Genomic DNA, 26,630 nt, shown 5'->3' with positions numbered 1-26,630 from the left:
ACACGCAAAAATGCTTGGAGATGCTCCAAGCATTTTTGCGTGTGAATTAACCTAAATATTTTTCTAAAGGGTTCCAGTAATTGGCTCCCCATCCTGCTGCAAGATGTTCTCCTTCAGCCTCAGGAAAACCAATGTGGTCGAAAACCAAAAGGGTTTTTGAGTCTTGTTCTTTTAGCTCAAACTTAGCAATAGAGTAAACACCCTCTGGCCAATTCGCTACTCGCCAAGCTTGTACTATTCGCACACCTGGAACAAGTTCAATGTTTCTTCCAAGAATCATGCCGCCAAAACAAGAAAAAGTACCACCAGCTTCGGGACTGATTTCTGTAGGTGCACCTCCCGTCATTTCGCTGAATTGTTTCGAATCTGTGAGTGCTTCATAAATAAGTCCAGGGCTGGCATTGAAAATTACTTCTTGATGAATTGTTTTAGTCATTTTTTATTCCTCCAATATATTATTCAATAGAAAAGGTTATTTATTTTTTATAAAAATTAATGCATGGCCATTTCGGACCATGGGTCTATACCCGGATCGTTGCCTTCTGCAAAATCTTTAATGCGGGGCATGTAATGGGACCATCCTTGTTGGTGCGATGGGATTTCTTCAACTGGCAAGTCATAATGAGTTAATACCAAATTTGTGCCATTTTCTTTCGGAGTCAGTTTGAATTCGACCTTACTTGAACCAGGTGGCACGAGCTTTGATTTTTCCCAACCCCAAGACATGACGATTTTTTCATATGGAACAATTTCTACATATTCGCCCATGGCTATATCGCTGCCATTCACATCAATTCGATATTTACCACCGATTTTTGGTTCGAGCAGAATATGTCTCCCCATCCAGCGAACCATTTTGTCCGCATCAGTAAAGAACGAAAATAATGTTTCCGGGCGGGCTTCAATAAATATTTCTTTTGTGATGATTTCATTATTGGTCTGATTCATTTTTTCTCCTTTCTTCCTCTTCTGCAGCTTCTTTCAAACGAAGTAAACTATCATCCCAAAAACGGTCAATATACTGCTTTAATTCAGAAAAACCGTCCCTTCTAATACCGTAGTACCGTTTCGTTCCGTCTCTCCGAACTATAACTAGGCCGGATTGTTCGAGAACTTTGAGATGCTGAGAAACTGCTGGAGCTGAAATGTCAAAATGTGAGGCAATCGCGCTGGAGGTCATTTCTCCATCACGAACGAGATAGAGTATATCTCGACGTCTAGGTTCTGCTAACGCATGAAGGACTTTTTCAATCATATCGTTATTTTAGCGTACACTTAATTAAGTGTCAACTTAATTAAGTGGTAGTCATGTTAGTATCTTTTGGCAAAAAAGATGAATATATGAATTCATAAGGGGATTGTAATTTTTTCCAAAAAAGAACTTGATAAAACTAATGCAATTAGTTATTATAAAACTAATGATATTAGTTAAAGGGGATGTGTCACTATGAGGATGATCAAAAATGGGTACTTGTATCAAGTTACATTCATGGCGAATGTTTTTCCGGTCAACTGCTATTTGGTGGAGGAGGAGGACGGGTTAACGTTAATTGATGCAGCGCTTGGCTTTTGTGCCAAAGGCATTATGAAGGCGGCTGAATCGATTGGAAAGCCGATTACCAAAATTGTGTTGACGCACGCTCATGAGGATCATGTCGGGGCGTTGGATTCTATAAAAGACTTGCTGCCAGATGTACCGGTTTATATTTCGATACGAGACAACAGACTTATGAATGGCGATCGGTCGCTTGATCCTCAGGAGGCGCAAATCCCGATTAAAGGCGGTGTACCGAAAAAATTAAAAACGCGGGCCAATCTATTATTGAAGGAAGGCGACCTGATTGGTTCGTTAACAGTGATCGAAACGCCAGGACATACACCAGGCTCCATGTCATTTTTAGATTTGCGGACCAAGGCGTTGATAGCAGGTGATTCCTTTCAAACACGAGGTGGAATGGCTGTTGCAGGGGATATTAGAGCTTGGTTTCCATTCCCGGCTTTTGGTACGTGGAGTAAGGAAACCGCCTTGTCCAGTGCCCGGAAATTAGTGAGTTATCGGCCTGAATTGCTTGCAGTTGGCCACGGAGAGATCGTGATAAATCCTGTAAACTCAATGGAGCATGCAATCAAAAATCTGGAACGAAAAATAGGATAGGGAGTATTTATTATGTCACCAAGACCAAAAATCGGTCTCGAAATATCTTTTATTATCGAAGCAGCAGGAGAGATTGCCGACCAATATGGTGTGCAGGAAGTTACCTTGGCCAACTTAGCAAAGAAGCTGGGGATACGTTCTCCTTCTTTATATAATCATTTTGATGGACTCACTGGATTAAGAAAGAAATTGGCAATTTACGGAATCGATATGCTTTATGAAGTGATGGCAGATGCAGCAATTGGGGTGTCAGGCACCGAAGCTGTGCTGGCGGTTAGCCAGGCCTATGTGGATTTTTCCCGAAAGCACCCAGGGATTTATGAGGCAACCTTACTTGCCCCTGACCCGGAAGATGTGGATGTGCAGCAAGCAGGGGCGAAAATCGTTGACCTTTCCGTCCGCGTTTTGCAGGTATATCCTTTAGAAGGAGAGCGTGCTTTGCATGCTGTCCGGGGCTTACGTAGTATTTTACATGGATTTTCTGCTCTAGAGCAAAAAGGCGGATTCAAGATGCCGTTGGATTTGAATGAAAGTCTTATGATAATTATTAAGGCATTTCTTGTGGGGATTGGGCTGGAGGACTAATAGATGAGAGGGTCAGTAGCGCCCATGCTGGAGGAAAAAAGCCGAGGACAGTAACTAAGAGTGGACCACAGTGCCCGTACTCATCGAAAAATATCGGTCGTGGTCACTCTCTAACGTTCCTCCCCTGTAATATTCTCATTAAGGTACATTTTGGAGATAGAGTCCTATGGCAAGCTTTGGTATAATGGGATAAAGTTTAGTATTAAGGGATGATCATTTAGATGAGGTCAGAAAAATTGGGTTTAGTATTAGATGTGGAGACAACCGGTTTAGGTCCTACCAAGGATGAAGTAATCGAGCTCGCATTAAAGTTATTTTCCTATCGAGCAGATACCGGCGAGGTTATCGATATTATTGATGAAGACTCCTTTTTACGTGAGCCGCTTTCCCGTTCGGCAAGAAATAATTATGACACAGCCTATCGAGTTCACGGAATCCCTTATGAGTTAGTTCAAGGGAAAAGCTTTTATGATGTAAAAATAAAAACCTATTTCCATCGTGCCGATTCGGTTTTTGCCCATAATGCTTCCTTTGATCGAAGCTTTCTCTATCACATGTATCCGGAAGTCAACGACCTGAAGTGGTATTGCACAATGAGAAACATCCCTTGGAAAAATTACGGCTTTCCAAATGGGAAACTATTAACCCTATTACAAGCGCATAACATCACAAATTACCAAACACATAGAGCTCTAGATGATATTACATACTTGTTAGAGTTGCTCAAGAAAACAAGTCCGAATGGAAACCTCTATTTGCAAGAAGTTCTAGATAAGGCCCCGATGAGAAAATATCAGCCTGCTGTTTCCCGTACTAAAATGGGTTGAAAAAACTAATCAAACGTTTTGATTAGTTTTTTTGCTAATTTGTCAATAATGTTATGTGTTGCCAATTGAAATAAAAATCAATCCTAAACAATAATTTATAAAAAAGAAGGAGGAATACTATGTCAAAAGTTACACCATTCTTAATGTTTCAAGGAAACGCGGAAGAAGCAATGAATTACTACATATCATTGATTGAGGATTCAGAAATAATCAGAATTACTCGTTATGGGGCAAACGGACCGGGGGAAGAGGGAAGTGTTATGCATGCTGCATTTACACTCAAAGGTCAGGAATTCATGTGCATTGATAGTAATATAAAACATGAATTTACTTTTACACCATCCTTCTCTATTTATATCACCTGTGATACTGAAGAGGAAATAAATCGACTATATGAAAATTTGTCTAGTGGTGGAGGCTTATTAATGTCGTTAGATAATTATGGTTTTAGCAAAAAGTTTGGCTGGGTCGTTGATAAATTCGGCGTTTCATGGCAGCTTAACTTACCTTTATAAATTTGATGGGTCTAAAAAAAGCCCGGTCGCATATGGACCGGGCTAATTTGCATGCATCTCGTATGTAAAAATCTATTGTCGACCCTCAGTGAAAATTTGAAAGTTCACACCGAACTTGTCTGTTAGACTACCATAAGCTGGGCTGAAAAACGTTTCCTGAAGCGGCATGTTTACTTGACCACCTTGCTGTAAGGCTTCGAAAAATTTATGCGCCTGGTCTGCGTCGCTCGTTGAAATACAGATAGTCACTTGATTTCCGCTTTGATGTGGCTGTCCTGGGAACGTATCAGAAAACATTACTTCCGTTTCACCCACTTTGATCGTCGCGTGACCTACACGATCTTTGGCTTCGGCAGGTAATGGAAATTCAGGGTTTTCTGGCATTTCGCCGAAAGATTGAGAAAAGAGAACCTGTGCATCCAAAGCCTTTTCGTAAAATTGAATCGCTTCCTTCGCATTTCCATCCATCACTAAATAGGGAATCAAACGTAATGTCATCATAAATCTCTCCTCGATTTAAAAGTATTTTTTTTCTATCCTCGATAGGAAATAAGCTAGCCAACCTCCTAAGAGATGCTCACTTCTTATTATTACCGATATTTTGATTATAAAACAAAGAACAAATGTTCGCAAGTGAATTTTTACCAAAATCAATAAAAACCCATGAGCTAAAACTAAACTCACGGGCTTTTAATCGTGGTGCCTGACACCATTTTCACTTCTATGCCAGGGCTTATTTCAATAAAGAAACGTATCTTTCAATAATGATTTTATAATGGTGGAGGGCGTGACCTGCGATAATGTAGCCTATAGCACGGGCTGTGACTTCAGTGTTATTGGCAAAGCCAATGTTTGCCCAAGCCTCTTCCGGCATGTTTTGAATTAAGGAAAGGGTAGCTTTTCTAATGGCAATAAAGTCTTCGAGAATATTTTTTATTGGTAATTTATTAATTTGCGAACCTTGGACATAATCATTCTCGTTAAAACCAGCCAAAGCAGTCTGGTCTCCCCGTCCAACACGGAGAAGCCGGTAGCTCATAATTCTTTCAGTGTCTGCCATATGGCCAAGTACTTCTTTGATGCTCCATTTATTTTCAGCATAGCGAAAGTGGCCATCTTCTTCCGAAAGCGACTCAAAAAGCTCAATCGTTTTGACCAAATTCTCTTTCAAAAGTGTTAATAGATTACCCTCAGGAACTAGATTTACATAAGGTTTATAGTATTCTGGGTACTCACTTGCTAAAGGACGTTGCAGCATTTCATTTTCTCCCTTCTAATCTCATGACATCAGTCTCTCCTCATCCTAATGGTATGAGGGACAGCAAAGATATTATTCGTTTTTTTAAAAGAAAACCCATAAGATGGACTAGCATAGAATAATCCTATCATAATATTCATAACTACATGACCGGCATTTTAAAAAATAAGCCGAGTAAAGCACATTTCCTATAGTAAAAAGGACCATTTGGTGAATAAGACATATTATATATTTGATAACGAATATTTTTACAGGGGGAGATTTAATGGATTTTTTCTTGGTAGGAATCGTCTATTGGCTATTGATTGGAGCATCCGTGCTGCTTTTTGTTAGGGGTCTTTGGGAAAAATCATGGAAAGCCTTTTTGTGGAGTGGGATTGCCCTTGCGATACCAACCATCTCGCTCTATGTTGGCGGTGCGGAGGGATGGTTTAGATTCGCTGGTCTGCTGCCTCTTCTATTGTTTGGACTTGCTTATTATACAAAAAAATAGTCGCTCATTTTAATTGTCCATTTTTCAAATCAAAATTAGGTGGGAAAAATACCTTTTTTTGTATAATTAACAAATAAATTCCTCCAATTTGCGCATTCTAAAAAGAAAAAGTGAATGGCATATAGATGAGAAAATGATTTTGCTCTTAATGATGTTATTACCTTGGTTGACAGTGCCGTTCTTAGGGAAACTAACCATTAAGCGCTTTTATCCAGGGGCCTTATTTATTGTTGTCTGGGTAGCAGTTGAAAGTATTATCGCCAAAAATAGAGTATGGTGGCGAATTTATGAAAAACTCATTCCTAATGCAATTGGCGAAATGCCATTCATGGTGGGTCCATTTTTTGTAGGATCCTTATGGATATTAAAATTCACTTTTGGTAATTTTATTCGTTACCTCTTTTTAAATTTATTTTTAGATACTCTATTTGCCTATCCTGGGATGTTTATTTTAAAAAGATTGGGAATTGCCTCGTTTGTTAGATTAAGACCATTCCAAATGGTTATTTTATTTATGAGTAAATCAGTGATCATGTACGGGACTTCAGAACTCAGTGGATAAGTTGAGGAAAAAACCTAAATCACTTCTTCAAAAAATATTATCCTAAATAGTAACATCACGAGTACTGGATAACAAAAATCGTTGCAAGCTTTTTCAAACAATGTTAAGATTTTAATTAACTTTTGAATAATAGGATTGTTACTGTTAAATCAGGCAAAACCTAAGACTAATGTTTCTTTGATTAGTTTTAGGTTTTTTTTCTTTTAAAAAACTTCCATAAAAAGGTGATTTATATGAAAATCGCAAAGGTAATTAATAATAACGTGATTAGTGTATTGAATGAACAGAAAAAAGAGTTAGTAATCATGGGCAGGGGAATTGCGTTTCAGAAGAGGCCTGGTGATGTTGTGGACGAGTCCAAGATAGAGAAGATTTTTAAATTGGACAATAAGGATGTCTCAGAAAAATTTAAAACGTTATTATACGATATTCCATTAGAATACATGGATGTTTCAGAAAGAATCATTTCTTATGCGAAGGAAAAACTCGGAAAAAAGTTAAATGACAGTATCTATGTATCATTAACAGACCATATAACGTTTGCTATTGAGAGAAATAAAAAGGGCTTACTAATTTCAAATGCGTTGCTCTGGGAGATCAAAAGAATTTATAGTGACGAATTTGCGATTGGTTTAAAGGCAATACAAAAGATCGAAGAGATGCTTGGGATTTCTCTACCCGAAGATGAAGCGGGCTTTATCGCGATGCATATTGTAAATGCTGAGTTAAACGAAGAAATGCCCAATGTAGTCAGTATTACAAAATTAATTCAAGATATATTAAACATTGTAAAGTATTATTTTAAAATTGAAATTGATGAAGAATCCTTGAATTATTTTCGATTCCTTACCCATCTAAAGTTTTTTGCTCAACGCCTTTTTAGTGAAAAAAACTTGGAAAGCCCAGACGATTATCTATATGACATGGTGAAAATAAAGTATCCCGATGCCTTTGCATGTACCGGAAAAATAAAGGAATTTATTGAGAAGGCACATAACAAAAAAATTACGAAGGAAGAAATAGCGTATCTTACCATTCATATTGAACGAGTCGTTAATCGAAACTAGAAAAAAATTCCATAAAAGAAAGCGTTGACATGAAATGAAAGCGCATGCTAGTATGTTCTTATAAATTAATATTAATTGATTAGGATTGTTACTGATTATGCAGGCAAAACCTAAATTGCAATGTCATATTTTTATGGCGTGCAATTTAGGTTTTTTTTATTCTCTTGAAAGGCCTGAATATAAGCGTAAGGACTGGCCAATACTTACGAAGGTATCAGAAGTTTCTACAAAACTTAATACGATTAATACAGGATTGTTACTGGTAATGCAGGCAAAACCTGAGTAGCTCGAGTTCGGAATTTTGTGGACTCCTGCTGCTCAGGTTATTTTTTTACAAAAATAAGGGGGAACTTCTCATGGATTACAATAAATCAGCTAAAGAAATTCTAGAGCTTGTCGGCGGAGATGGAAATGTACAAAACGTTATTCACTGTATGACTAGATTGCGTTTTAACTTACATGATCAAAGTAAAGTGGACCGTAAAAAGATAGAAAAAGTAGCTGGAGTAATGGGGACGAATATCAGCGGTGACCAATTCCAGATTATTATCGGAAATGATGTACCAAAAGTATATAACGCAATTTTAGGAAACAGTTCCATTAAAGCAGATAGCCATGGCAAGAAATCAGGAAAAAATAAAAATATCATCAATGCCATTTTCGATGTGATTTCTGGTGTGTTTACACCAATCCTGCCAGCGATTGCTGGAGCCGGGATGATTAAAGGGTTACTAGCGATTGCACTTGCATTCGGCTGGCTTTCTGATAAGAGCCAATTATATACCATCTTAAATGCAATTGGTGATGGTGCTTTCTATTTCTTGCCTATTTTACTAGCAGTTAGCGCAGCAAAGAAATTTGGCAGCAATGTATACGTGGCAGCAACAATCGGGGCAGCACTTTTACATCCAACGCTAACAGCATTGTTAAGTGCGGGTAAGCCCATCGAATTTCTTGGCATCCCAGTAACGGCTGTCACCTATTCTTCAACAGTTATCCCAATTCTTTTAGCCATTTGGATTGCAGCCTATGTTGAAAAATGGGTAGACCGTATTATTCCAAGTATGTTTAAACTGATTCTTGTTCCCACTCTTACGATATTAATTGTTGTCCCTGTCACATTGATTGCGGTTGGTCCACTTGGATCATTTATTGGAAACTGGCTTTCTTTAGGAGTTGGCGCATTATTTGATAATGCAGGTATTGTTGCAGGGTTAATTTTAGGCGGTACATGGTCATTGATTATTATGACAGGTATGCACTATGCGTTTTTACCAATTGCAATGAACAATCTAGCTACAAAAGGTTACGATGTGATCATGCCTTCCATGTTCATGGCAAACATGGGGCAAGCTGGAGCAACATTTGGTGTATCCTTACGTTCAAAAAACAAGTCTTTTAAATCATTAGCGATGACAACAAGTATAACGGCTGTTATGGGGATTACTGAACCAGCCATGTATGGGGTTAACATGCGATTGAAGAAACCGTTTATCGGTGGATTAATTGGTGGTGCCGTCGGTGGAGCGTACTATAGCGCTGTTGGTGTAAAATATTTTATTCTTGGTGGTAGTGCAGGTTTACCGGGTATCCCTTCATTTATTGGTGAAACGTTTATATTAGCCATTTTAGGATTCCCAATTGCATTTGCAGCAGGTGCGATTGCAGCATATATAATGGGATTTGAAGATGTGGAAAGTGAAGAAGATAATGCACCTACAGTATCTGATGAAAGAGCAGTAGAACCAAAATCAGGATTAATTATTGCGGCAGAACAAGTATACAGCCCAATTAAAGGTTTAGTAAAACCATTAACTGACGTGAATGATTCCACGTTCTCCAGCGGAATCATGGGTAAGGGCTTCGCGATTCAACCAGAAGAAGGAAAAGTAGTTTCTCCTGTAACTGGAAAGATAACAACCATTTTTAAGACAAAGCATGCCATTGGCATCACAAGTGATAGTGGTGCAGAAATTCTTATCCATGTTGGGATCGATACAGTGAAACTGAATGGCAAACACTTTACATCTCATGTAAAAGATGGCGATTTTGTTGAAATGGGTGATACCCTTGTAACCTTTGATATCGATGCTATTAAGGCAGAGGGTTATGACTTAATTACACCGGTTATCATTACAAATCCAGACCGCTATCAATCCATTAAACCTGTTAAAGAAGGCAAGGTTAATAGTAGTGAAGCATTCATGGCATTACTAGTGTAGGTTCATAAGGGGGAGATTTCCCCCCTTACTACATATTCCGATATATACACACTGAAGTACTGATAAACATTATGAGGTGAAAAAAAATGAAGACAAATGAAACGAAATTTCCAAAAGGATTTTTATGGGGCGGAGCTACAGCGGCTAACCAAATGGAAGGCGGATTTTATGAAGGCAATAAAGGATTAAACATTGCAGACGTTCTTCCAGGCGGAAAAGAGCGACTCTCGATTCTACAAACTCCTGGCTTTAATTTTGAAATTGATAAAGAAAAGTACAGCTACCCGAACCATGAAGGCATTGATTTCTACCATCGTTATAAAGAAGATATCGCGTTATTTGCGGAAATGGGCTTCAAAGCGTTTCGTATGTCGATTGCCTGGACACGTATTTTTCCAAACGGCGATGAATTAGAATCAAATGAAGAAGGGTTAGCATTCTATGACCGTGTGTTTGATGAATTACACAAGTATGGAATAGAACCGGTTGTCACGATCTCTCACTATGAAATGCCGGTTACCCTTGTAAAAGAATATGGCGGTTGGAGAAATCGCAAGATTGTTACTTTCTTTGAAAGATACGTGAATGCTATTTTCAATCGTTATAAGGATAAAGTGAAAAATTGGATGACATTCAATGAAATCAATAGTGGTTTGGTTATGCCAATCATGGGACTAGGATTCTCTATCCATAAAGAGGAAGACAAATATCAGCCCACATTCCAAGCCTTCCATCATCAATTTGTGGCCAGTGCGATTGCCGTAAAAGCGTGCAAAAAAATAATTCCTGATGCAAAAATTGGCTGTATGATTATCTTTGCTCCTGTTTACTCTTTCGATTCGAACCCAGAAAACGTGATGTATGCCCTGCAAGAAGAACGTTTGTTTAACAATTTCTGTGCTGATGTTCAGGTACGCGGAGAATATCCAGCGTTCATTAAGCGCTACTTTAAAGAGCATGGTGTTCAATTAGAAATTCAAGAAGGCGACCTGGAATTACTTAAGGAAGGCACCGTCGACTATATTGGTTTCAGTTATTACATGTCACGTACAGAGAAAAAGGTAAAGTCAGAACTAGAAGCATCACAAGGAAATATCATCGGAGGAGTGAAAAATCCATTCCTAAAAGCTAGCGATTGGGGTTGGGAGATTGATCCAGCCGGTTTACGTATTAGCTTAAACAAATTATATGATAGATATCAGGTTCCATTGTTCATCGTGGAAAATGGTCTCGGTGCATATGACAAGGTTGAAGAAGACGGCTCCATTAATGATGATTACCGGATTGATTATTTACGTGAACACATCAAGGCGATGGGTGAAGCGATTGAAGATGGCGTGGAACTAATGGGGTATACCAGCTGGGGCTGCATTGACTTAGTCAGTGCATCGTCAGGGGAAATGTCGAAGCGCTATGGTTACATTTACGTCGATAAACATGATGATGGCAGTGGTACATTAGAGCGCAAGAAGAAAAAGTCATTTTTCTGGTATAAAGATGTCATTGCTACTGATGGGGAAGAACTACAATAAGGGCGTATTTCATTAAAACTGCTAGATGTGTGAATATCATTCGGAATCTTTAAAATGACGGGAGGAATTTGTTATGACTATAAATAAACAAACACTATTTCCAGAGGGCTTTCTATGGGGCGGAGCAACTGCTGCCAACCAATTAGAAGGTGCCTATAATGAAGGTGGCAAAGGATTATCTATTTTTGATATGGTTTCGTTTGTACCTAAAGAAGAACGAAATGACATCGAGATGGATGTCAGAAGTGAAGAAGAATTAGAAGCGTTATTAGCGGGAACAGGCGGAGACAACTTCCCTAAACGCCGTGGAATTGACTTTTACCATCGTTATAAAGAAGACATTGCCTTGTTTGCTGAAATGGGCTTTAAAACATTCCGTTTGTCTATTTCTTGGCCGCGAATTTTTCCAAATGGTGATGAGCTGGAGCCAAATGAAGAAGGACTAGCATTCTACGACAAAGTGTTTGACGAATTATCAAAGTATGGAATTGAGCCTTTGGTGACTTTATCTCATTATGAAATGCCGCTTTACTTGGTACAAAAATATAATGGCTGGACAGATCGCAGCTTGGTGGATTACTTTGTACATTATGCAGAGACTGTATTTCAACGTTATAAAGGAAAAGTAAAATACTGGTTAACATTTAATGAAATTAATGTATCCACCATTTCTCCGTATATTGGCAGTGGTATACTTGTTGACCGTGTAGAGCATAAGGAACAAGCCGTTTATCAAGCTCTCCATCATCAATTTGTTGCAAGTGCAAGGGCCGTAAAAGCATGTCATGAAATGATTCCAGATGCCATGATCGGTTGTATGTTGGCTCGTATGGAAGTTTATCCAGAAACTTGCAGTCCAGATGATGTTCTAGCCGCATTAGAAGAAGATCAAAAGAATCTATTCTTCACAGACGTTCAAGTACGCGGGTATTATCCAAGTTTTATGTTAAGTTATTTTGAAAAAAATAATATTAAAATTGATATGTTACCAGGTGATGAAGAAATCTTGTTACAACATACAGTAGACTTCCTATCATTTAGCTACTATATGACCATGGTCACTAGTGGTGCGCCTGAAAGATTAAAAGAAAAAGGAAACTTTTTTAGTGGTATCAAAAACCCTTATTTAGAAGCCTCTGATTGGGGATGGCAAATTGATCCTAAAGGGCTGCGGATCACTTTAAAGAAAATGTACGATCGTTACCAAGTACCATTATTTATCGTCGAAAATGGTTTAGGTGCCTACGATAAAGTAGAAGAAGATGGATCGATCAATGATGATTATCGTATCGATTATTTACGGGCCCATATTGAACAAATGGGGGAAGCTATTAAAGACGGAGTAGAAGTTATGGGTTACACCAGCTGGGGCTGTATTGATTTAATAAGTGCAAGTACCTCAGAAATGTCAAAACGTTATGGATTTATTTATGTGGATCAAGATGATTATGGGAATGGTACATTAGAAAGAAGGAAGAAAAAATCATTTCATTGGTATAAAAATGTCATCGCAACTAACGGTGAACAACTGTAATTAGAAAAACGTCGATAACCGTTGTGGTTATCGGCGTTTTTTGTATGATAAATACCAAATAACTCGAGGAGAAACTCAATTAAAATGATATATTATGTAAAATTACACTCGAATGATTGGACATTTATGATGTTTTTACGACATGTCCCTTCAATGAGCGAATTTAGGAAACAACAATCTTTTAGAAATTAACGTTAAAACAATTAAGCCTACTGAAACAGCCTTTTCTAAATACAACTTTAGGTTTTATTTTCTGCCCCAAATCTATGTAAACTGCTACAATATAGTATATATTATCCAAATGGGGTGATAAAACATGAATCAATCTAATCCAAATACAACCTCACGATCAAACGAAATTGATTTCCGTACGATCCTATCGAATCAAAATAAAGAAGAATTAATAAAGATTATTCTTGACCTGTCCAATGATTACCCTGAAATTGAAAAACCACTTCTTTTTAAATACACTCCTCATAAAGACGAAATTTCATCAGCGAAAAAGCTTATTACTGAATCTATTAATCGTGCAAAAAGGAAAGGTTTCATCGATTGGCGTCACGTGGCCACAGCATTACAAGGTGCAGATCTGACTCTCCAAAAAGCACAAGAAAAAGTAGATAAAGGTGAATGGGAGAGTGCAGTTTTACTATCACTGGTCGTATTGTCACCTGTTGTAAAAATGCTCAATTTTTCTGATGACTCAAATGGCTCAATCGGTGACATTATGAATTGGGCAATAAGAATGATTGACGATGCAGTTATTTCCGGTCTGACACATTTGAATGAGAAAGAGAAGAAGGGTCTTTTTGACGCGATTATGAAAGAAGCATTAAAAGCACATTATGATGGTTGGAGTGATTGGCGCTATGCTCTTTTAAAAATTTGTGCCTATTATTCTCCTAATAAAGTGTTTAGAAAAAAGTTAGAAAAACAGCTGGAATCCCTACTGTTGAAGACAGAATTCTCTTGGAATGATAGATTTGAAAAAACACAAATAAAATTATTGCAACTCGAAATCATTGAACGATGTGATGGGGCTGAGGCAGCTGAAAGATTTATTTCTGAGAATATCGACCATAGCGAGTTTCGTGAAAAGGCAATTGTCAATGAACTTGGAAAAGGCGACTACAAGAAAGTAATTCAACTTTGTTTGGATGGAGAAAAAGCAGACGCAGAATATCGAGGCCTTGTCCATAAGTGGCGGGAATACCGCTATCAAGCCTATGAATTTCTTGGCGATATGGAACAACAAAAGAAGTTAGCAAGAGAACTGTTATTCAAAAATGAATTTACATATTATTTAAAACTAAAAGAATTATATGGAGCAAATGAATGGGATGTTAATTTGAAAAAGCTTGTTGATGATTTTAAAAAGATGGAGTACCAGCCCTCTGTGTACCTCTCCATATTAAAAGAGGAAAATTTGTCTGATGAGCTTTTAAACTATTGTCAAAATCATATTTCATCTATAACGGACCTTTATCCATATGTAATTAAGGAATATTTAGAAGAAGTAAACAACCTTTTTATTAAGTATATTGAATACTCGGCGGAGGAGGCTACGGATCGAAAAAAATATCGTACGGTTTGTTCAATCATAAAAACCTACAAAAATGCATGTGGAACGATTCATTCACATAAGCTGATCGGAGAATTAAGACAAAAGTACATGAGACGGCCTGCATTTTTAGAGGAATTGGGGAAAATCAGGTAAGCCATAAAGGAGATAGAAGCCCAATGCTGCACCATTTAGAAATCTATGTTTCCAACCTAAGCAAAACTATCGAGTTTTGGGGGTGGTTTTTAACTGAAATAGGATATGAGCCTTTCCAAAAATGGGAGTCTGGTTTCAGCTGGAAACATGGAGAAACTTATATTGTTTTTGTTCAGGCGGATGACCGTTTTCTAGATATTCCGTATCATCGTTCTAGAGTCGGCCTGAACCATTTAGCTTTTCAGGCAGTATCAAGAGAGCAGGTTAATCAAATGACAATACAATTGAAGGAAAAAGGAGTTAATATTCTATATCCAGATAAACATCCATTTGCTGGCGGGGAATCTCATTACGCTGTTTTTTTCGAAGATCCTGATCGAATCAAAGTGGAATTAGTAGCACCGTAAAAGCAGTGGTCAGTCCCTGATAAGTTACGCGTTAACTTACCTGAGAGCTGACCCTTTTAAGTATTATGATAGTGCCTTTAAGCCGACAACACCTATAATAATTAAAATGACGCTAATGATGCGCCCAAGGTTTTTTGATTCACCAAAAAGAAACATATTAATAAAAACAGCACCGGCTGTCCCAATTCCGACCCAAACGGCATAGGCAATGCTTAGTTGAAGAAACTGAAAGGACACATATAAAAAAGCCAGTGATGCGCCGAACCCTCCAATATATAGAACACCATTTCGGAGCGTTTTTTGCTGGCTGTATAATTTAAGTCCAGCCGCACCGGCGACCTCACTTGCAGCTGCTAAAAAGACAAAAACCCAACCCATATTAGGCAACTCCCTTTACGGCTGTTTTTTCATCTTCCTTGTCCGAGAGATTTAATCCGATCACGCCAATGACAATGGTCAAGATAAAAAAAGCCTTCCCAGGACTAAAGCTTTCTCCAAAAAGATATATATCCATTAACACCGTACCAATTGTCCCTATTCCGGCAAATATTGCATAAACAGTACCGGTAGGGAGAGTCTCACATGCTTTAGGCAGAATATGATAGTCTAAAAAAATAACTCCAACGACGATTGCCCACTGCCACCACGTTTGTGCCTCATTAAATCCGTATACCCAAATCAATTCAAACAAACAGGTTAAGCCTACGTAAATCCAGGCCTTATTCATTCTTTACACCTCTTGAAAGACCGCTTGTACTATAAACCAAAATGGTCCGATTAAATACTAATATGAAACCAGCATATTATATTAGGATACCACAATTTTTTAGAAAGTTGTTTTAAACACCTTTCCAACGCGTGGAAATTTATGTATTTTTAAATTTACTGTGATATCAATCACAAAAATCTTTCCGCTTTAACTTTATAATAATCACAAATAGGGAAAAAAATAAAAGTGGATGGTGACGAATTTGGAATACAAACTTAAATCACTTTATGAGGAAATAGGCGGGCAGGAAACAATTGATAAATTGGTCAATGCCTTTTATCCACGAGTATATGCTGACCCAGAGTTAAGACCCTTGTTTGAAGGGGAAATGGAAGAAATTAAGCGCAAACAGAGGATGTTTCTTCCACAGTTTTTAGGGGGCCCAGCCCTTTATTCTCAGGAATTTGGTCCCCCAGCAATGAGAGGGCGGCACCTGCCATTTGAAGTAACACCGAGAAGAGCTGCATGCTGGCTTCGCTGTATGAAGGAAGCATTTGAAGAAATTGGGCTTGATCAGCAATCAGCAGGACAGGCCTTTTATGACCGGTTAACGCAAGTGGCTGGAATTATGGTTAATAGCCCGGACCGTGAATAAGAACTAGTTAAATGAAAATAGGCTCTTCTCAGATTGAGAAGAGCCTTAGATTTTTAATACTACTTCTTTAGTTTAGCCCAAGTTGCATCTAAAGATTTTTCTGTTTCTGCTTTAGACTTTTGGCCGCCAACATAGGCTTGAAGGGAAGCACCAAATTCTTGTCCAGCACCATCAGGATATTTCATGAACTGCCAAGAGTAGGTTTTGCCTTCTTGAGAGTATTTCTGAAGTTCTGCACCTAGTGGTCCAATATCTTCTGCTTTTGCTTCAATTGTTTTAAAAGCAGGGATGTATTTGAATTCCTTAACTAATGCTGTTTTACCTTCTTCAGATGAAACCATCCAGTTTAAGAAATCTTTTGCCGCTTTTTTATCTGCTTCAGGAGCTTTGTTATGAACTACCCAGTTTGTTGGTACGTCAACCATTAATTTATCTGCTTGTGCTGCATCATCAGTCAGTGCCAACGGAATGAAACCAACTTCCATGCCAGGACTTAATTTATCCAGCATCGGCTGGATCCAGTTACCTTGCTGAATCATTGCTGTTTCGCCGTTTGCAAATTGTGTTACTTCTGTATTGTAGTCAGTTGTTAATGGATTTTTATTACCATATTTAATTGTTAGGTCTACAAGCTTAAAGTAGTCATTGAAGTATTTGTTGCCTTCAATTTTTGCTGTACCTTCGTTTAAACCTTTAATGAAGTTTTCGTCATCCGCTTGTTGGTAAGCGAACGGAACGTTAAGACCATGGTTTGCTAAAACCCACCATTCAGCATAGCCAACAGAGAAAGGAGTAATCCCGGCAGCTTTCAGTTTTTTCGACGCAGCTTCTAACTCCGTGAAGGTTTTTGGCAGTTCTGTAATACCAGCTTTTGCAAATAATTTTTTATTGTAAGCAAAACCATAGCCTTCCATATTAACAGGCTGGCCATAAACCTTCCCATCAATTGTCATAGGTAGTAACGCGCTCTCATAGGCATCTTTTACCCAAGGCTGATCGGATAAATCTTCAAATTTATCTTTCCATGTTTGCGCCTCTTGATAACCGCCATTACCAAAGATATCAGGTGCTTTATTAGAAGCAAACTTTGCTTTTAGGGCTGCAGAACCATCCGCGCCGCCGCCAACTGTTTCAATATTAAAAGTAACTTCTGGATGTTCTTTTGTATATTGGTCTGTTAAGGCCTTTAATTGGTCAGCGATTTCAACTTTCCCATTAAAAAGATCAACAACTACTTTCCCGTCTTTGCCACCGCTGCTTTTTTTATCACTCGATGCACTGTCGCTAGAACAAGCTGTTGCTAATAGAAGTGAAGCGGATAGTACACCTGCTAGTAAAGAATACTTTTTGAACCCCATTAAAATTCCCTCCTGTTTGTAAAATCTATTTTTATATTAGTCTCTGCTAACTGTCAATTAGATAGAAGAGGTTGTTCCCCACGTATATTTCACTTTATTGAACCGCTGGTAATCCCTTTAATAATGTGTTTTTGCATCGCAAAGAAGAAGATTAACAACGGAATGATGCCCATGACCAATGCTGCTAGTGCTAAATCCCATTGCTTTGTATATTGTCCAAAGAAGGAGAACGTTGCTAATGGAATCGTTTTTAATTCCGGATCCTGTAGAACAAGTGATGGTAATAAGAAGTCATTCCAAATCCATAAGCTGTTTAAAATGACAATCGTAACCGTTATCGGTTTTAATAGTGGAAAAACGATTCTCCAAAATACGCCAAACCTTGAACAGCCATCGATAATTGCTGCCTCTTCAAGTTCGACCGGAATTCCTTTGATAAAACCGTGATACAAGAAAATAGTCATCCCTGATCCAAAGCCTAAGTACATAATGACAAGACCCCAGACGCTATTTAAAAGTCCAAAGGTACCTGCTGTTTTGATAAGCGGGATCATGATCGATTGAAACGGAATAATCATCGCTGCAACGAAAATCATGAAAATTACGTTACTGATCTTCTTTTTTGTTCGGACTAGCATGTACGCCGCCATTGAACAAAAGATAACCAGAACGATATTACTCACAACAGTAACAATTAAAGAGTTTGAAAATACTTTCAGATAGTTCAGTTTTTCGAAGGCGCTCACATAGTTCTCAAACTGCAGCACGGACGGCAGGGCCGATGTGTTAGTTAAAATCTCAGCAAACGGCTTTAAGGAGTTTGCTATAACATAATAGAAAGGGACTAAAAAGGCTAGGCCAAGCAGGATGGCAAGGATTTCAACAATAAATGTTTTTCCTGTGTACCTGTTTCCCATTAGGACTCAACCTCCTTTTTCTTCGAATATGTCACTTGAATAACAGAAATAGCTGCGACAACAAGGAAGAAAATAAGTGCTTTTGCTTCACCAATTCCGTATCGGTTATTAACAAATGCTTCTGTATAAATATTAAGCGCTAACATTTCAGTTGACTTAAATGGACCGCCATTCGTCAAGGAAAGGTTTGCATCAAAGACCTTAAAGGATGATGCCGTTGTTAAAAATAAACAAATGGTAACAGCTGGTGCGACGAGAGGCATGGTGATGTGACGAAGAATCTGCCACCTATTTGCACCGTCAATTTTCGCTGCTTCAATTAATTCTTGAGGAACGTTCTGTAATGCTGCAATATAGATAATCATAATGTAGCCTGCACCTTGCCATACACTGACAATCACAATTCCCCAGAAGGCGGTATTTTTATCGCCTAACCAAGCTAACTCAAACAGAGGGATACCTGTAAGCGCACCGATGGAGGCAAAGCCTTTGACAAAAATAAACTGCCAGATAAATCCTAATAAAAGACCGCCGATCAAGTTAGGCATGAAGAACACTGTTCGTAAAATATTTCTCGTTTTCAACATTTGGGTGACTAGTAACGCTAATCCAAACCCAATTGCATTAGTTAAGATAATGGCAACGACCGTATATTTCGTTGTAAGTTTAAAAGAATCTTGGAATTGCTTGTCATCGGTGAAGATGTACTTGAAATTGTCCAAGCCAACCCATTTGACCGCTCCTGTGATCCCGTTCCAGTCTGTAAAGGCATAATAAATACCTGTGAAGAAAGGAATCAGAACAATGAGTGTAAAAGCTAACAAAACGGGCCCTACAAATAAAGCAAATAATCCTGCATCTTTCAGTTTCTTATTTTTATTTAAGGAAACTGACTTTGAAACTGCTGCGTTTTTTGGATTTACTAATACTGATGATTCTACTTTTTCCAACTTACTATGACTATTCATTACCTGCACCTCCATAATTTCATTTTAGAGAATAATGAAAATTATGAAACGGCTTACATTGACCAGTAGGGTGGAATATATTGAACAGTCATTCCTATGGACAAGTCAATATATGCCATAGGAATGGATATAGATAGTTGTTACAATGGAGAAAATTCATTAATTGGAGGAAGGTTAGTTCTGTTTTTTTCATATAACTAACCAAGATGATATGCAATGGGGAATTCGTAAAAAGCTTATTATATTTTTAATACTAGTAACGGTTCTGCCTTTTGGAAGTTCGATTGCGATTACTTATTACCAAACAACAAAGTCTCTTAATAATCGCTTTGTTTCAACCAATCATGACCTGATTGTCAAAGGTGAAGACGAGCTAACTGTATATTTGGAAGATGTGGCCCAGATGTCGTCCGTACTTTACCGTTATACGCCCTTTATGAATGTGATGAGGGATGGGCTATCACAGAATTTAAACACTAATCAGGAAGAAGTTCGCCGAGCTCTTGCCTATTTATTTAATACACGTCCTGAGATTGAACAAATGCACATTTACATTGATAAAGGAAAGGATTCCTATACCAATTATCATTCTAGAATTAGCGGCAGAGCAAAGTATGAGAGTATCTTTTCGCATCCTTATTATGCACGATTAAATCGATATAAAAGCCTTTTTTCCGTTATTGAACCGCCACATGAAATGTATAGTTATAACAATATATCGGTTATCCCAAACTCAGAAAAGAAAAATGTCCTAAGCTTTCATAACATCCTTCGTGACGTACCGTCAGACAAGCTATTAGGCTTTTTGTCTATTGATATTAATCTTTCCAAAATAGGTGCGATTGCCGGCCGCTTATATACAAAGGACATGGAAGACTTGTACATTATGGATGAAAAAGGAGTTATTATATACTCCTCCAACGAATCAATGATCGGCAAGGAAAATAAAGAAAAGTGGTTTGGGAAAGTAAAAAAGGAGTCCGCCTCCAGTAAAAGTATGGAATGGAAGGATAAACAATTCTCGGGTGTGATTGTTCACGATAAGTTTTCCGCCCCCTACAAGAATTGGTATATTGTGAAACGAATTCCTTACAATGTACTCTATCAAGGTGCAAGAGAAACGGCCTTAATCAACATTTTGATTGGTATCGTGACGCTCGTTATTGTGTTAATTGCGACCATGTTTGTTTCATTTAAGATAACCGCACCGATCAAGGTATTAATTGATAACATGAAAAAAGTAGAAAAAGGTGAATTTGAGGCGGATTTTGATTCATTAGGAAACGATGAAATTGGGATGTTAGGAAGGCATTTCAAAGTAATGATTGCGAAAATCAATGATTTAATTGAGCGAGAATATAAATTAGAGATAGAAAATAAAGAATCACAGCTGCGTGTATTACGGTCACAAATTAACCCGCATTTTTTATATAACGCCCTTCAATCGATTGGTACCTTGGCGTTGAAATCCAAAGCCGTTCCTGTCTATTCCTTGCTCACTTCCTTATCGAAAATCATGAGATACAGTATGAATATGAAGGAAGACATTGTCCCTTTTATTTCAGAGCTGATGCATGTTAAATCCTATTTATTGTTACAAAAACAACGCTTTGACGAGCAGTTCGAATTTGAATTAAATGTCTCAAAAGAGGTACAAGAAATCATGATACCGAAAATGATTTTGCAGCCCATTGTGGAAAATTGTTTTAAGCATGGCTTTGATCAGCAGGTAGGAAAAGCATTTATACAAATTGAGGCGAGTGTTCAGGATGACGCGTTGGTTTGTCTTACTGTAAAAGATAATGGAATAGGCGCAAATGAAGAACAGTTGAAAAGTATCAGGCAGGAATTATATCATGGTGTGTCAAAAGAAGAGAAGCATAGAGAAACGATTGGCTTAAAAAATATATATGACCGCTTACAGATTTATTACGCTAATCAAGCACACATGACTATTAATAGTAATGAAGAAACTGGATTTTCTGTGACCGTTCAGTTTCCAAAGGTTATGCAAAAGGAGGTGGAGCTTTCATGAGAGCATTAATCGTCGATGATGAAAAGCACGTTCGCGAAGGAATTAAGATACTGGGTGATTGGGAAAAAAACGGAATTGATGAAATTTATGAAGCCGGAAATGGAGAAGAAGCGATACATTTAATTCAAAAGTATAAGCCAGAGATTATTTTTTCAGATATGAAAATGCCAAAAATGGATGGCGTCAACCTGTTAGAATGGATTAAAGAAAATCAGCCAACAAGCAAAACTATTGTTGTGACAGGTTATGATGATTACCACTATATGCGCAAAGCCATTCATTTCGGAAGTTCTGACTATCTCCTAAAGCCGATTGATCCCGAAATCTTAAATCATACGTTGGAAACAGCTGTAGATGAATGGAAAAAAGAAGCTTTAGACAGGGAGAGAAAAGAAAGCAGCTCTCAATTAATCAATGAAATGAAGCCGGTTTATCGAGACCGCAAGCTTACCCAGTTAGTAAATAGCGACAATCTGAAGGAAGATTTGTATGAGAATTTTGGTATTCATCCGTCTCACAATTATCAAGTAGCCCTTGTTCGGATTAACGGAAAAACAATTGAGGCATTTCAAGGAGATCGAGATTTAGCCTACTTTACGATTTTGAACGTCATTAACGAAATTATGATGAAAAATGAATGTGGAATTGGTTTTCGCTACTTATCCAATAAGGGAGAAGTTGTGATTATCTTCTGGAATAGGTTTGAGCAAATAGAAGAACTTTTAAAACAAATATATAAGACGATAAGAAATACAATGGATATTTCTTGTCCCATCGTTTTAGGTAAGTTAGTTACTAAGAGTTCCAATTTATTTGATTCGTATCTTTATGCTAAACAGCTATTATTCACTAGTAACATCTTGGACAAAACAGAAAATCGAGTCTATGTGCAGGAGAAACTGCCAAGCCATGCCTTAAGGAACCTTTTGGACTACTCTGCTAATATAGAACTGGCTGTACAAGCTGGTGAAATAGGTGCCTTTGAAGAAGTGATAAATCAAATTTCAACAGATTTTACAGAAAACCACTTTCTGTCATTAAAACAGCTGTCCCATTTAGAAAATGAATATTTGGTGATCAGCAATAGATGGTTTAAGCATTATAATCTACCTGTTAAAGCAGCTGAGGACATCGAAAAACGAATTGATTTATTTTTTGATATAAACGGTCACTTTATGCTTGAAGAATACAAACAGAGAAAGAAACGAGAGATTGCTATCTTTTTGAAAAAAGTTAAGAAAAGAACCCTTCAGAAACATAGTAACATCATTTATGATATTGAAAAGTATTTGCAAGCGAACTTCGATCGGGATGTAAAACTGCAAGAGATCTCCGAGCATTTTTATATCAGTCGAGAATATATCTCGAGAAAATTCAAACAAGAATTTAACGTCAATATATCAGATTATATTGTGAAGTTTCGGATGAAGAAGGCCAAATCTTTATTGAAAAACAGCCAGTTAAAAATCTATGAAATCGCGACGATGATAGGGTATCAAGACGACAAATATTTTCGCAAAGTATTTAAAAAGGTTGAGGGCATTACCCCGAATGAATATCGTGAAGCCTATATGAATCAGAAATGAGCAGAGCCGGAATCCAGCTTCTGCTTATTTATTTGGAATTAAATATCACGTGGTAAGTTGCTAGGGGATATGTTAAATTGAAAAGATAATAATAGTCAAAACTAATAGATTGAGCTATAGAATGTAAGGGTTTTCTTTTTTATTCGGGGGGATACCATGTTTTTTTCCATACGCAATCGCTTGTTTATTATTTTTACTTGTTTGTTAACAATTCCATTAATTATTTTATCGATTATAATCCCAAGCTGGTTTACATCCATTATTGAAGATCAGACCCAGGAGCTAACAATTGAAGCCATGGATCAGTACTCGCTCTATATTGACTCGATTACAACGCAGGCGGAGGATTTAGGAAAACAGGTCCTTGTCAATCAAACGACTCAGCAGTGGTTAAAGTTAGAAAAAAAGGATGCAAATATACCGAAAGAACAGAGCTTGTTACAGAAGAATCAACTGAAAATGATGCTATCATCAATGATGGTGAACAACTCAAATGGCATGTCTATTTCAGTCGTTCTAAATAATGGTGAAGGGGCATGGGGCAATAACCCCAACTTACACAACCTAGATTGGTTTAAAGACTTTAGGATCAATGAACAACGATTTGTAAAATCACATATTGATCCTTATTTGCCAGCACAAGGAAGTAGTAATAGTTATATTTTGCCCCTCGTTGATTTGAATACGGTTGTTTCATACGGATTTATAAAGGTTAATTTCCCTACAACTTTGCTGGAAACAGCCTTAGAAAAAATAACAATTGGAAAAAATGGACATGCTTATTTGTTGGATGCTCAGGGAGCAAATGTTTTAGAGGGGAAGATCAATACCCCAACAAAGGTATTAAAAAATAGTTTGACTAAAATAAAAAATAGTCAAAAACAAAAAGGTTTATTAGAAGCTGATTATCATGGTGAAAAATACTTTGTTTTTTTTCAAAAGTTATCTGTTGGTGATTGGATTCTTGTCAGTGAAGTGACAAAGTCTGACTTATTCTCAAAAGTTAATATTCTACAGCGAAACTTACTTATTACTAGTGCGATTGTGTTTTTAATAACAATCTTTGCGTCGTTCATGCTCTCTTCCAATATCGTAAGCCCTTTAGGAAAGCTAGCAAAAGCGATGAAATTTATCGAGTATGGTGATTTTTTAGGTGCAAAACGCTTTATGCCAACCATTAAATCGTCTAATGATGAAGTTGGATATGTGATTAAAGTATTCGACCATACAGTCGATCATTTAAAGAATTTAATTGAAACAGAATATGAAGCTAACATACGTCGAAAAGATGCAGAATACAAGGCCTTATTACTACAAATCAATCCTCACTTTTTGAACAATACCCTTGAAATCATTGGGGGATTAGCTGTTCAGGGCAAGAATAAAGAGGTGATGAATGTAAGCATCTACTTAGGCCGGATGATGAGGTATTCATTGAATACACAAAATGACGTCGTGAGATTAGGTGAAGAAATCAGCTATATTCGCAGCTACACCGACATTTTAAAGGTGAGATATGAGGACGCCCTCACGATTGATATTGTGGAGGATCCGGAGACAAGGGATCTTCCTATTATTAAATTCATTCTCCAGCCACTCGTGGAAAATGCCGTCAAATATAGTTTTATAGAAAAGACCACGGCTGAAATTTTTATTATAACGAAAAAAGCGAATAATCAAATAAAGATAGTTTTAGAAGATAAGGGAATTGGCATGTCTGAAGAAGTGATATCAGACTTAGTGAGTGAAGAAATAAAGAATGAAACCATTAGTGTCCTAGCGAGCAAAGGAAACAGCATTGGTCTAAAGAATGTCCTTGGCAGATTAAAGCTTTACTACGGAGAGCGCTTTTCCTATCAGATTGAATCTGAAAAGAATGTAGGCACGAGGATTACATTATGTATAAATTTTGATAGAGGTGATATACATGATGAAGGTCATAATCACGGATGATGAAATTCAAATTCGTAATGGCTTACGAATGAAAGTGAACTGGGAAGATGAAGGTTTTGAAATTGTTGGCGAAGCTTCTAATGGGAAAGATACACTTGAATTGCTTGGTTGCATGGATATTGATTTGGTCATTACAGATATGAGGATGCCCATTATGGATGGCCTTGAATTAGCTAAACGATGTCAGCAGGAATTTCCAAGAGTAAAAGTGATCGTATTATCGGGTTATTCCGATTTTGAATTGGTACGTGGTTCCATGAAGGAAGGGGTTAGAGACTATCTGTTAAAACCGGTAGCTCCCGATGAATTAGTAGAAGCATTACGAAAAATTCGTAAAGAAATTGAGGAAGAGCGGCGAAAACAAGTTGAAACGGCTCAGATGCGGCAGCTTGTTCTTACCCAGCTTCAAGAAGTACAGGAACAATACTTGCTCTATTTAGTTAAAGAGGAATGGTTACAGCTTAATTTGGTTATTGAAAGACTGCGCCAGCTACAACTCGAGGAACTTGTAAATGAGGACGCCATTGTCCAATTTGTCAGCGTGGAAATTAGAGAGGGCTTTGGCAATCCCAATCGATTAAAGGAGCTCTGGCTTCCTTTCCAAATGTTATGCAAAGAGATCTCAAAAGAGAATACAGGAACTTATTCGTTTTACGACCCAAGCTATGCAAATATGGTTCATTTTCTAATACGAATAGATATAAATAGTCCTTCTAGTTTGGTTGAAAGGGTACAACAGAATGTGAAAAGATTGTTGAGTTTAGAAACGGTGATTGGAATCGGAAATGTTGTCAAGGGTCTAGCTAGCTTTAAGACAGGTTATATTTCCAGTTTACTTGCCTGGAGTAAAAGTCAACTTGGCTCGCAATCGCAGGTAATTGATGCGGCGATAACGAAAGAAGAAGAATTTGAGTTTTCACCTGATTTTGAAAGAAAGTTAACTAATACGATTGAAAATGTTAATTTCGAGGCGTTTAAAGAAAATATTCAAACCTTATTGCGAGGGAATGGAAACCAATCGATTTTGTCCTTTTCTTTTGCTGCCAATCGAGTGTTATTTTTGTTAGGGTCGCTGGCAAAAAAATATGATATCGAAACGAAAGATATTCAAAAAACGATTTGGAATTGCCAACAAAGTATCTGGGAACTTAATTCGCAAAGTAAAGTGCTTGAAAACCTCCTTCAATTAGCCCAATTAATTATTGGAAAAGTACGTACGGCACGCTTTTCGAACGGGAAATTAATCGTTGATAGTGTTCGACACTATTTGGACCAGCATTACGCTAGTGAAATCTCACTTACCTTATTATCGGAACTCTTTCATATCAATAGTGCTTATTTATCTGAAACCTTTAAAAATTATGTGGGGCAGAATTTTAGTGATTATCTGGTGAATTTACGAATGGACAAAGCCCGGGAGTTTTTAAGAGATAAGCAACTAAAAATCATTGATGTAGCAAACTTAGTTGGCTTTTCTAACTCTGGATATTTCAGTACTGTTTTTAAAAAACACTTTGGACAAACCCCTGTTGAATTCCGTAATGCCTTAGATGTTTAAGTTTTCAAGAAAGAAAG

The 26,630-nt window shown here is 37.6% G+C and carries 27 protein-coding genes; 17 read left to right on the top strand and 10 right to left on the bottom strand.

From position 1 onward, the window contains the following. Positions 1–46: 46 nt before the first annotated feature. Genes J7E66_RS04015 through J7E66_RS04005 form a run of 3 tightly spaced genes read right to left on the bottom strand, consistent with a single transcriptional unit; the run spans position 47 to position 1,255 of the window. Entirely contained in the window at positions 47–436 is a 390-nt protein-coding gene (locus J7E66_RS04015) for an SRPBCC family protein (protein ID WP_214998141.1), read from the bottom strand. Positions 437–492: 56 nt separating this feature from the next. Then, the gene (locus tag J7E66_RS04010) at positions 493–948 is read right to left on the bottom strand and encodes an SRPBCC family protein (protein ID WP_214998140.1); all 456 of its coding nucleotides are present in this window, start codon (positions 946–948) and stop codon (positions 493–495) included. Then, on the bottom strand, positions 932–1,255 hold the full coding sequence (locus tag J7E66_RS04005) for an ArsR/SmtB family transcription factor (RefSeq protein WP_210427106.1): 324 nt from the start codon (positions 1,253–1,255) through the stop codon (positions 932–934). Before J7E66_RS04005 ends, J7E66_RS04010 begins: the two co-directional genes overlap by 17 nt. 192 nt (positions 1,256–1,447) lie before the next feature. On the opposite strand from J7E66_RS04005, the gene J7E66_RS04000 reads away from it, so the two are divergent. The 4 genes from J7E66_RS04000 (at position 1,448) to J7E66_RS03985 (ending at position 4,082) form a co-directional block, all read left to right on the top strand. Next, positions 1,448–2,155: an MBL fold metallo-hydrolase gene (locus J7E66_RS04000; protein WP_214998139.1), complete on the top strand. Its 708-nt coding sequence runs from the start codon at positions 1,448–1,450 to the stop codon at positions 2,153–2,155. Positions 2,156–2,167: 12 nt separating this feature from the next. Further along, positions 2,168–2,740, top strand: a complete 573-nt coding sequence (locus J7E66_RS03995) for a TetR/AcrR family transcriptional regulator (RefSeq protein WP_214998138.1) — start codon at positions 2,168–2,170, stop codon at positions 2,738–2,740. Between the two features lie 221 nt (positions 2,741–2,961). Further along, a complete protein-coding gene (locus J7E66_RS03990) occupies positions 2,962–3,567 on the top strand; it encodes an exonuclease domain-containing protein (RefSeq protein ID WP_214998137.1) in 606 nt (201 codons plus the stop codon). Positions 3,568–3,686: 119 nt separating this feature from the next. Next, a complete protein-coding gene (locus tag J7E66_RS03985) occupies positions 3,687–4,082 on the top strand; it encodes a VOC family protein (protein WP_214998136.1) in 396 nt (131 codons plus the stop codon). Between the two features lie 72 nt (positions 4,083–4,154). Here J7E66_RS03985 and J7E66_RS03980 read toward each other — a convergent pair whose 3' ends face one another. Both J7E66_RS03980 and J7E66_RS03975 read right to left on the bottom strand, forming a co-directional pair. Beyond that, positions 4,155–4,580 (bottom strand): VOC family protein, encoded by a 426-nt coding sequence (locus J7E66_RS03980; protein WP_214998162.1) that lies wholly within the window; start codon positions 4,578–4,580, stop codon positions 4,155–4,157. A gap of 235 nt (positions 4,581–4,815) precedes the next feature. Continuing rightward, positions 4,816–5,340 carry a DinB family protein gene (locus J7E66_RS03975; RefSeq protein ID WP_214998135.1) on the bottom strand — a complete coding sequence of 175 codons (525 nt, stop codon included), beginning with the start codon at positions 5,338–5,340 and terminating at the stop codon, positions 4,816–4,818. A 265-nt stretch (positions 5,341–5,605) separates the two neighbouring features. Here J7E66_RS03975 and J7E66_RS03970 point away from each other — a divergent pair, with 265 nt between their 5' ends. From J7E66_RS03970 to J7E66_RS03935, 8 genes are all read left to right on the top strand, one after another. Beyond that, entirely contained in the window at positions 5,606–5,833 is a 228-nt protein-coding gene (locus J7E66_RS03970) for a hypothetical protein (RefSeq protein WP_214998134.1), read from the top strand. 139 nt (positions 5,834–5,972) lie between these two features. Beyond that, positions 5,973–6,395 (top strand): hypothetical protein, encoded by a 423-nt coding sequence (locus tag J7E66_RS03965; RefSeq protein ID WP_214998133.1) that lies wholly within the window; start codon positions 5,973–5,975, stop codon positions 6,393–6,395. 233 nt (positions 6,396–6,628) lie between these two features. Then, entirely contained in the window at positions 6,629–7,462 is an 834-nt protein-coding gene (gene licT / locus J7E66_RS03960; protein WP_214998132.1) for a BglG family transcription antiterminator LicT, read from the top strand. Between the two features lie 356 nt (positions 7,463–7,818). Beyond that, positions 7,819–9,684, top strand: coding sequence for a beta-glucoside-specific PTS transporter subunit IIABC (locus tag J7E66_RS03955; RefSeq protein WP_214998131.1), 1,866 nt, complete (start codon positions 7,819–7,821; stop codon positions 9,682–9,684). An 86-nt stretch (positions 9,685–9,770) separates the two neighbouring features. Further along, the gene (locus J7E66_RS03950; RefSeq protein ID WP_214998130.1) at positions 9,771–11,216 is read left to right on the top strand and encodes a glycoside hydrolase family 1 protein; all 1,446 of its coding nucleotides are present in this window, start codon (positions 9,771–9,773) and stop codon (positions 11,214–11,216) included. 73 nt (positions 11,217–11,289) lie between these two features. Beyond that, complete coding sequence (locus tag J7E66_RS03945) at positions 11,290–12,750, top strand: glycoside hydrolase family 1 protein (protein WP_214998129.1); 1,461 nt, start codon at positions 11,290–11,292, stop codon at positions 12,748–12,750. Between the two features lie 316 nt (positions 12,751–13,066). Continuing rightward, positions 13,067–14,467 (top strand): hypothetical protein, encoded by a 1,401-nt coding sequence (locus J7E66_RS03940; RefSeq protein WP_214998128.1) that lies wholly within the window; start codon positions 13,067–13,069, stop codon positions 14,465–14,467. Between the two features lie 23 nt (positions 14,468–14,490). Continuing rightward, a complete protein-coding gene (locus J7E66_RS03935) occupies positions 14,491–14,874 on the top strand; it encodes a VOC family protein (protein ID WP_214998127.1) in 384 nt (127 codons plus the stop codon). A 63-nt stretch (positions 14,875–14,937) separates the two neighbouring features. Here the strand turns inward: J7E66_RS03935 and J7E66_RS03930 are convergent, their stop codons facing one another. After that, a complete protein-coding gene (locus J7E66_RS03930) occupies positions 14,938–15,252 on the bottom strand; it encodes a DMT family transporter (protein WP_088085642.1) in 315 nt (104 codons plus the stop codon). Between the two features lies 1 nt (position 15,253). Then, a complete protein-coding gene (locus tag J7E66_RS03925) occupies positions 15,254–15,601 on the bottom strand; it encodes a DMT family transporter (protein ID WP_168242060.1) in 348 nt (115 codons plus the stop codon). Positions 15,602–15,833: 232 nt separating this feature from the next. Between J7E66_RS03925 and J7E66_RS03920 the strand changes: the two genes are divergently transcribed. Continuing rightward, positions 15,834–16,238: a globin domain-containing protein gene (locus J7E66_RS03920; protein WP_214998126.1), complete on the top strand. Its 405-nt coding sequence runs from the start codon at positions 15,834–15,836 to the stop codon at positions 16,236–16,238. A 59-nt stretch (positions 16,239–16,297) separates the two neighbouring features. On the opposite strand, the gene J7E66_RS03915 is transcribed toward J7E66_RS03920, so the two are convergent. The 3 genes from J7E66_RS03915 to J7E66_RS03905 form a co-directional block, all read right to left on the bottom strand. Further along, positions 16,298–17,596: an ABC transporter substrate-binding protein gene (locus J7E66_RS03915; RefSeq protein WP_214998125.1), complete on the bottom strand. Its 1,299-nt coding sequence runs from the start codon at positions 17,594–17,596 to the stop codon at positions 16,298–16,300. An 89-nt stretch (positions 17,597–17,685) separates the two neighbouring features. Beyond that, on the bottom strand, positions 17,686–18,513 hold the full coding sequence (locus tag J7E66_RS03910; protein WP_168242063.1) for a carbohydrate ABC transporter permease: 828 nt from the start codon (positions 18,511–18,513) through the stop codon (positions 17,686–17,688). Continuing rightward, positions 18,513–19,481 carry a carbohydrate ABC transporter permease gene (locus tag J7E66_RS03905; RefSeq protein WP_214998124.1) on the bottom strand — a complete coding sequence of 323 codons (969 nt, stop codon included), beginning with the start codon at positions 19,479–19,481 and terminating at the stop codon, positions 18,513–18,515. The genes J7E66_RS03910 and J7E66_RS03905 overlap by 1 nt, the downstream gene beginning before the upstream one ends. Positions 19,482–19,692: 211 nt before the next feature. On the opposite strand from J7E66_RS03905, the gene J7E66_RS03900 reads away from it, so the two are divergent. From J7E66_RS03900 to J7E66_RS03885, 4 genes are all read left to right on the top strand, one after another. After that, positions 19,693–21,516, top strand: coding sequence for a sensor histidine kinase (locus J7E66_RS03900; RefSeq protein ID WP_214998123.1), 1,824 nt, complete (start codon positions 19,693–19,695; stop codon positions 21,514–21,516). Continuing rightward, the gene (locus J7E66_RS03895; RefSeq protein WP_214998122.1) at positions 21,513–23,102 is read left to right on the top strand and encodes a response regulator transcription factor; all 1,590 of its coding nucleotides are present in this window, start codon (positions 21,513–21,515) and stop codon (positions 23,100–23,102) included. Before J7E66_RS03900 ends, J7E66_RS03895 begins: the two co-directional genes overlap by 4 nt. A gap of 156 nt (positions 23,103–23,258) precedes the next feature. After that, a complete protein-coding gene (locus tag J7E66_RS03890; protein WP_214998121.1) occupies positions 23,259–25,055 on the top strand; it encodes a cache domain-containing sensor histidine kinase in 1,797 nt (598 codons plus the stop codon). Next, entirely contained in the window at positions 25,033–26,613 is a 1,581-nt protein-coding gene (locus J7E66_RS03885) for a response regulator transcription factor (RefSeq protein ID WP_214998120.1), read from the top strand. Before J7E66_RS03890 ends, J7E66_RS03885 begins: the two co-directional genes overlap by 23 nt. The last annotated feature ends 17 nt before the right edge of the window (positions 26,614–26,630 follow it).

The organism is Bacillus sp. ISL-7, assembly GCF_018613065.1.
This window is presented reverse-complemented; position numbering and strand designations above follow the sequence as displayed.

What these genes read in the sequence shown, in the direction of transcription:
- J7E66_RS03970 (WP_214998134.1), top strand. Translation starts at nt 5,606, where the DNA reads ATGGATTTTTTCTTGGTAGGAATCGTCTATTGGCTATTGATTGGAGCA.
- J7E66_RS03990 (WP_214998137.1), top strand. Translation starts at nt 2,962, where the DNA reads ATGAGGTCAGAAAAATTGGGTTTAGTATTAGATGTGGAGACAACCGGT.
- J7E66_RS03915 (WP_214998125.1), bottom strand. Translation starts at nt 17,596, where the DNA reads ATGGGGTTCAAAAAGTATTCTTTACTAGCAGGTGTACTATCCGCTTCA.
- J7E66_RS04005 (WP_210427106.1), bottom strand. Translation starts at nt 1,255, where the DNA reads ATGATTGAAAAAGTCCTTCATGCGTTAGCAGAACCTAGACGTCGAGAT.
- J7E66_RS03910 (WP_168242063.1), bottom strand. Translation starts at nt 18,513, where the DNA reads ATGGGAAACAGGTACACAGGAAAAACATTTATTGTTGAAATCCTTGCC.
- J7E66_RS04010 (WP_214998140.1), bottom strand. Translation starts at nt 948, where the DNA reads ATGAATCAGACCAATAATGAAATCATCACAAAAGAAATATTTATTGAA.
- J7E66_RS03975 (WP_214998135.1), bottom strand. Translation starts at nt 5,340, where the DNA reads ATGCTGCAACGTCCTTTAGCAAGTGAGTACCCAGAATACTATAAACCT.
- licT (WP_214998132.1), top strand. Translation starts at nt 6,629, where the DNA reads ATGAAAATCGCAAAGGTAATTAATAATAACGTGATTAGTGTATTGAAT.
- J7E66_RS03950 (WP_214998130.1), top strand. Translation starts at nt 9,771, where the DNA reads ATGAAGACAAATGAAACGAAATTTCCAAAAGGATTTTTATGGGGCGGA.
- J7E66_RS03925 (WP_168242060.1), bottom strand. Translation starts at nt 15,601, where the DNA reads ATGAATAAGGCCTGGATTTACGTAGGCTTAACCTGTTTGTTTGAATTG.
- J7E66_RS03930 (WP_088085642.1), bottom strand. Translation starts at nt 15,252, where the DNA reads ATGGGTTGGGTTTTTGTCTTTTTAGCAGCTGCAAGTGAGGTCGCCGGT.
- J7E66_RS03905 (WP_214998124.1), bottom strand. Translation starts at nt 19,481, where the DNA reads ATGAATAGTCATAGTAAGTTGGAAAAAGTAGAATCATCAGTATTAGTA.
- J7E66_RS04015 (WP_214998141.1), bottom strand. Translation starts at nt 436, where the DNA reads ATGACTAAAACAATTCATCAAGAAGTAATTTTCAATGCCAGCCCTGGA.
- J7E66_RS03900 (WP_214998123.1), top strand. Translation starts at nt 19,693, where the DNA reads ATGCAATGGGGAATTCGTAAAAAGCTTATTATATTTTTAATACTAGTA.
- J7E66_RS03945 (WP_214998129.1), top strand. Translation starts at nt 11,290, where the DNA reads ATGACTATAAATAAACAAACACTATTTCCAGAGGGCTTTCTATGGGGC.
- J7E66_RS03890 (WP_214998121.1), top strand. Translation starts at nt 23,259, where the DNA reads ATGTTTTTTTCCATACGCAATCGCTTGTTTATTATTTTTACTTGTTTG.
- J7E66_RS03955 (WP_214998131.1), top strand. Translation starts at nt 7,819, where the DNA reads ATGGATTACAATAAATCAGCTAAAGAAATTCTAGAGCTTGTCGGCGGA.
- J7E66_RS03920 (WP_214998126.1), top strand. Translation starts at nt 15,834, where the DNA reads ATGGTGACGAATTTGGAATACAAACTTAAATCACTTTATGAGGAAATA.
- J7E66_RS03885 (WP_214998120.1), top strand. Translation starts at nt 25,033, where the DNA reads ATGAAGGTCATAATCACGGATGATGAAATTCAAATTCGTAATGGCTTA.
- J7E66_RS03935 (WP_214998127.1), top strand. Translation starts at nt 14,491, where the DNA reads ATGCTGCACCATTTAGAAATCTATGTTTCCAACCTAAGCAAAACTATC.
- J7E66_RS03985 (WP_214998136.1), top strand. Translation starts at nt 3,687, where the DNA reads ATGTCAAAAGTTACACCATTCTTAATGTTTCAAGGAAACGCGGAAGAA.
- J7E66_RS04000 (WP_214998139.1), top strand. Translation starts at nt 1,448, where the DNA reads ATGAGGATGATCAAAAATGGGTACTTGTATCAAGTTACATTCATGGCG.
- J7E66_RS03895 (WP_214998122.1), top strand. Translation starts at nt 21,513, where the DNA reads ATGAGAGCATTAATCGTCGATGATGAAAAGCACGTTCGCGAAGGAATT.
- J7E66_RS03940 (WP_214998128.1), top strand. Translation starts at nt 13,067, where the DNA reads ATGAATCAATCTAATCCAAATACAACCTCACGATCAAACGAAATTGAT.
- J7E66_RS03980 (WP_214998162.1), bottom strand. Translation starts at nt 4,580, where the DNA reads ATGACATTACGTTTGATTCCCTATTTAGTGATGGATGGAAATGCGAAG.
- J7E66_RS03995 (WP_214998138.1), top strand. Translation starts at nt 2,168, where the DNA reads ATGTCACCAAGACCAAAAATCGGTCTCGAAATATCTTTTATTATCGAA.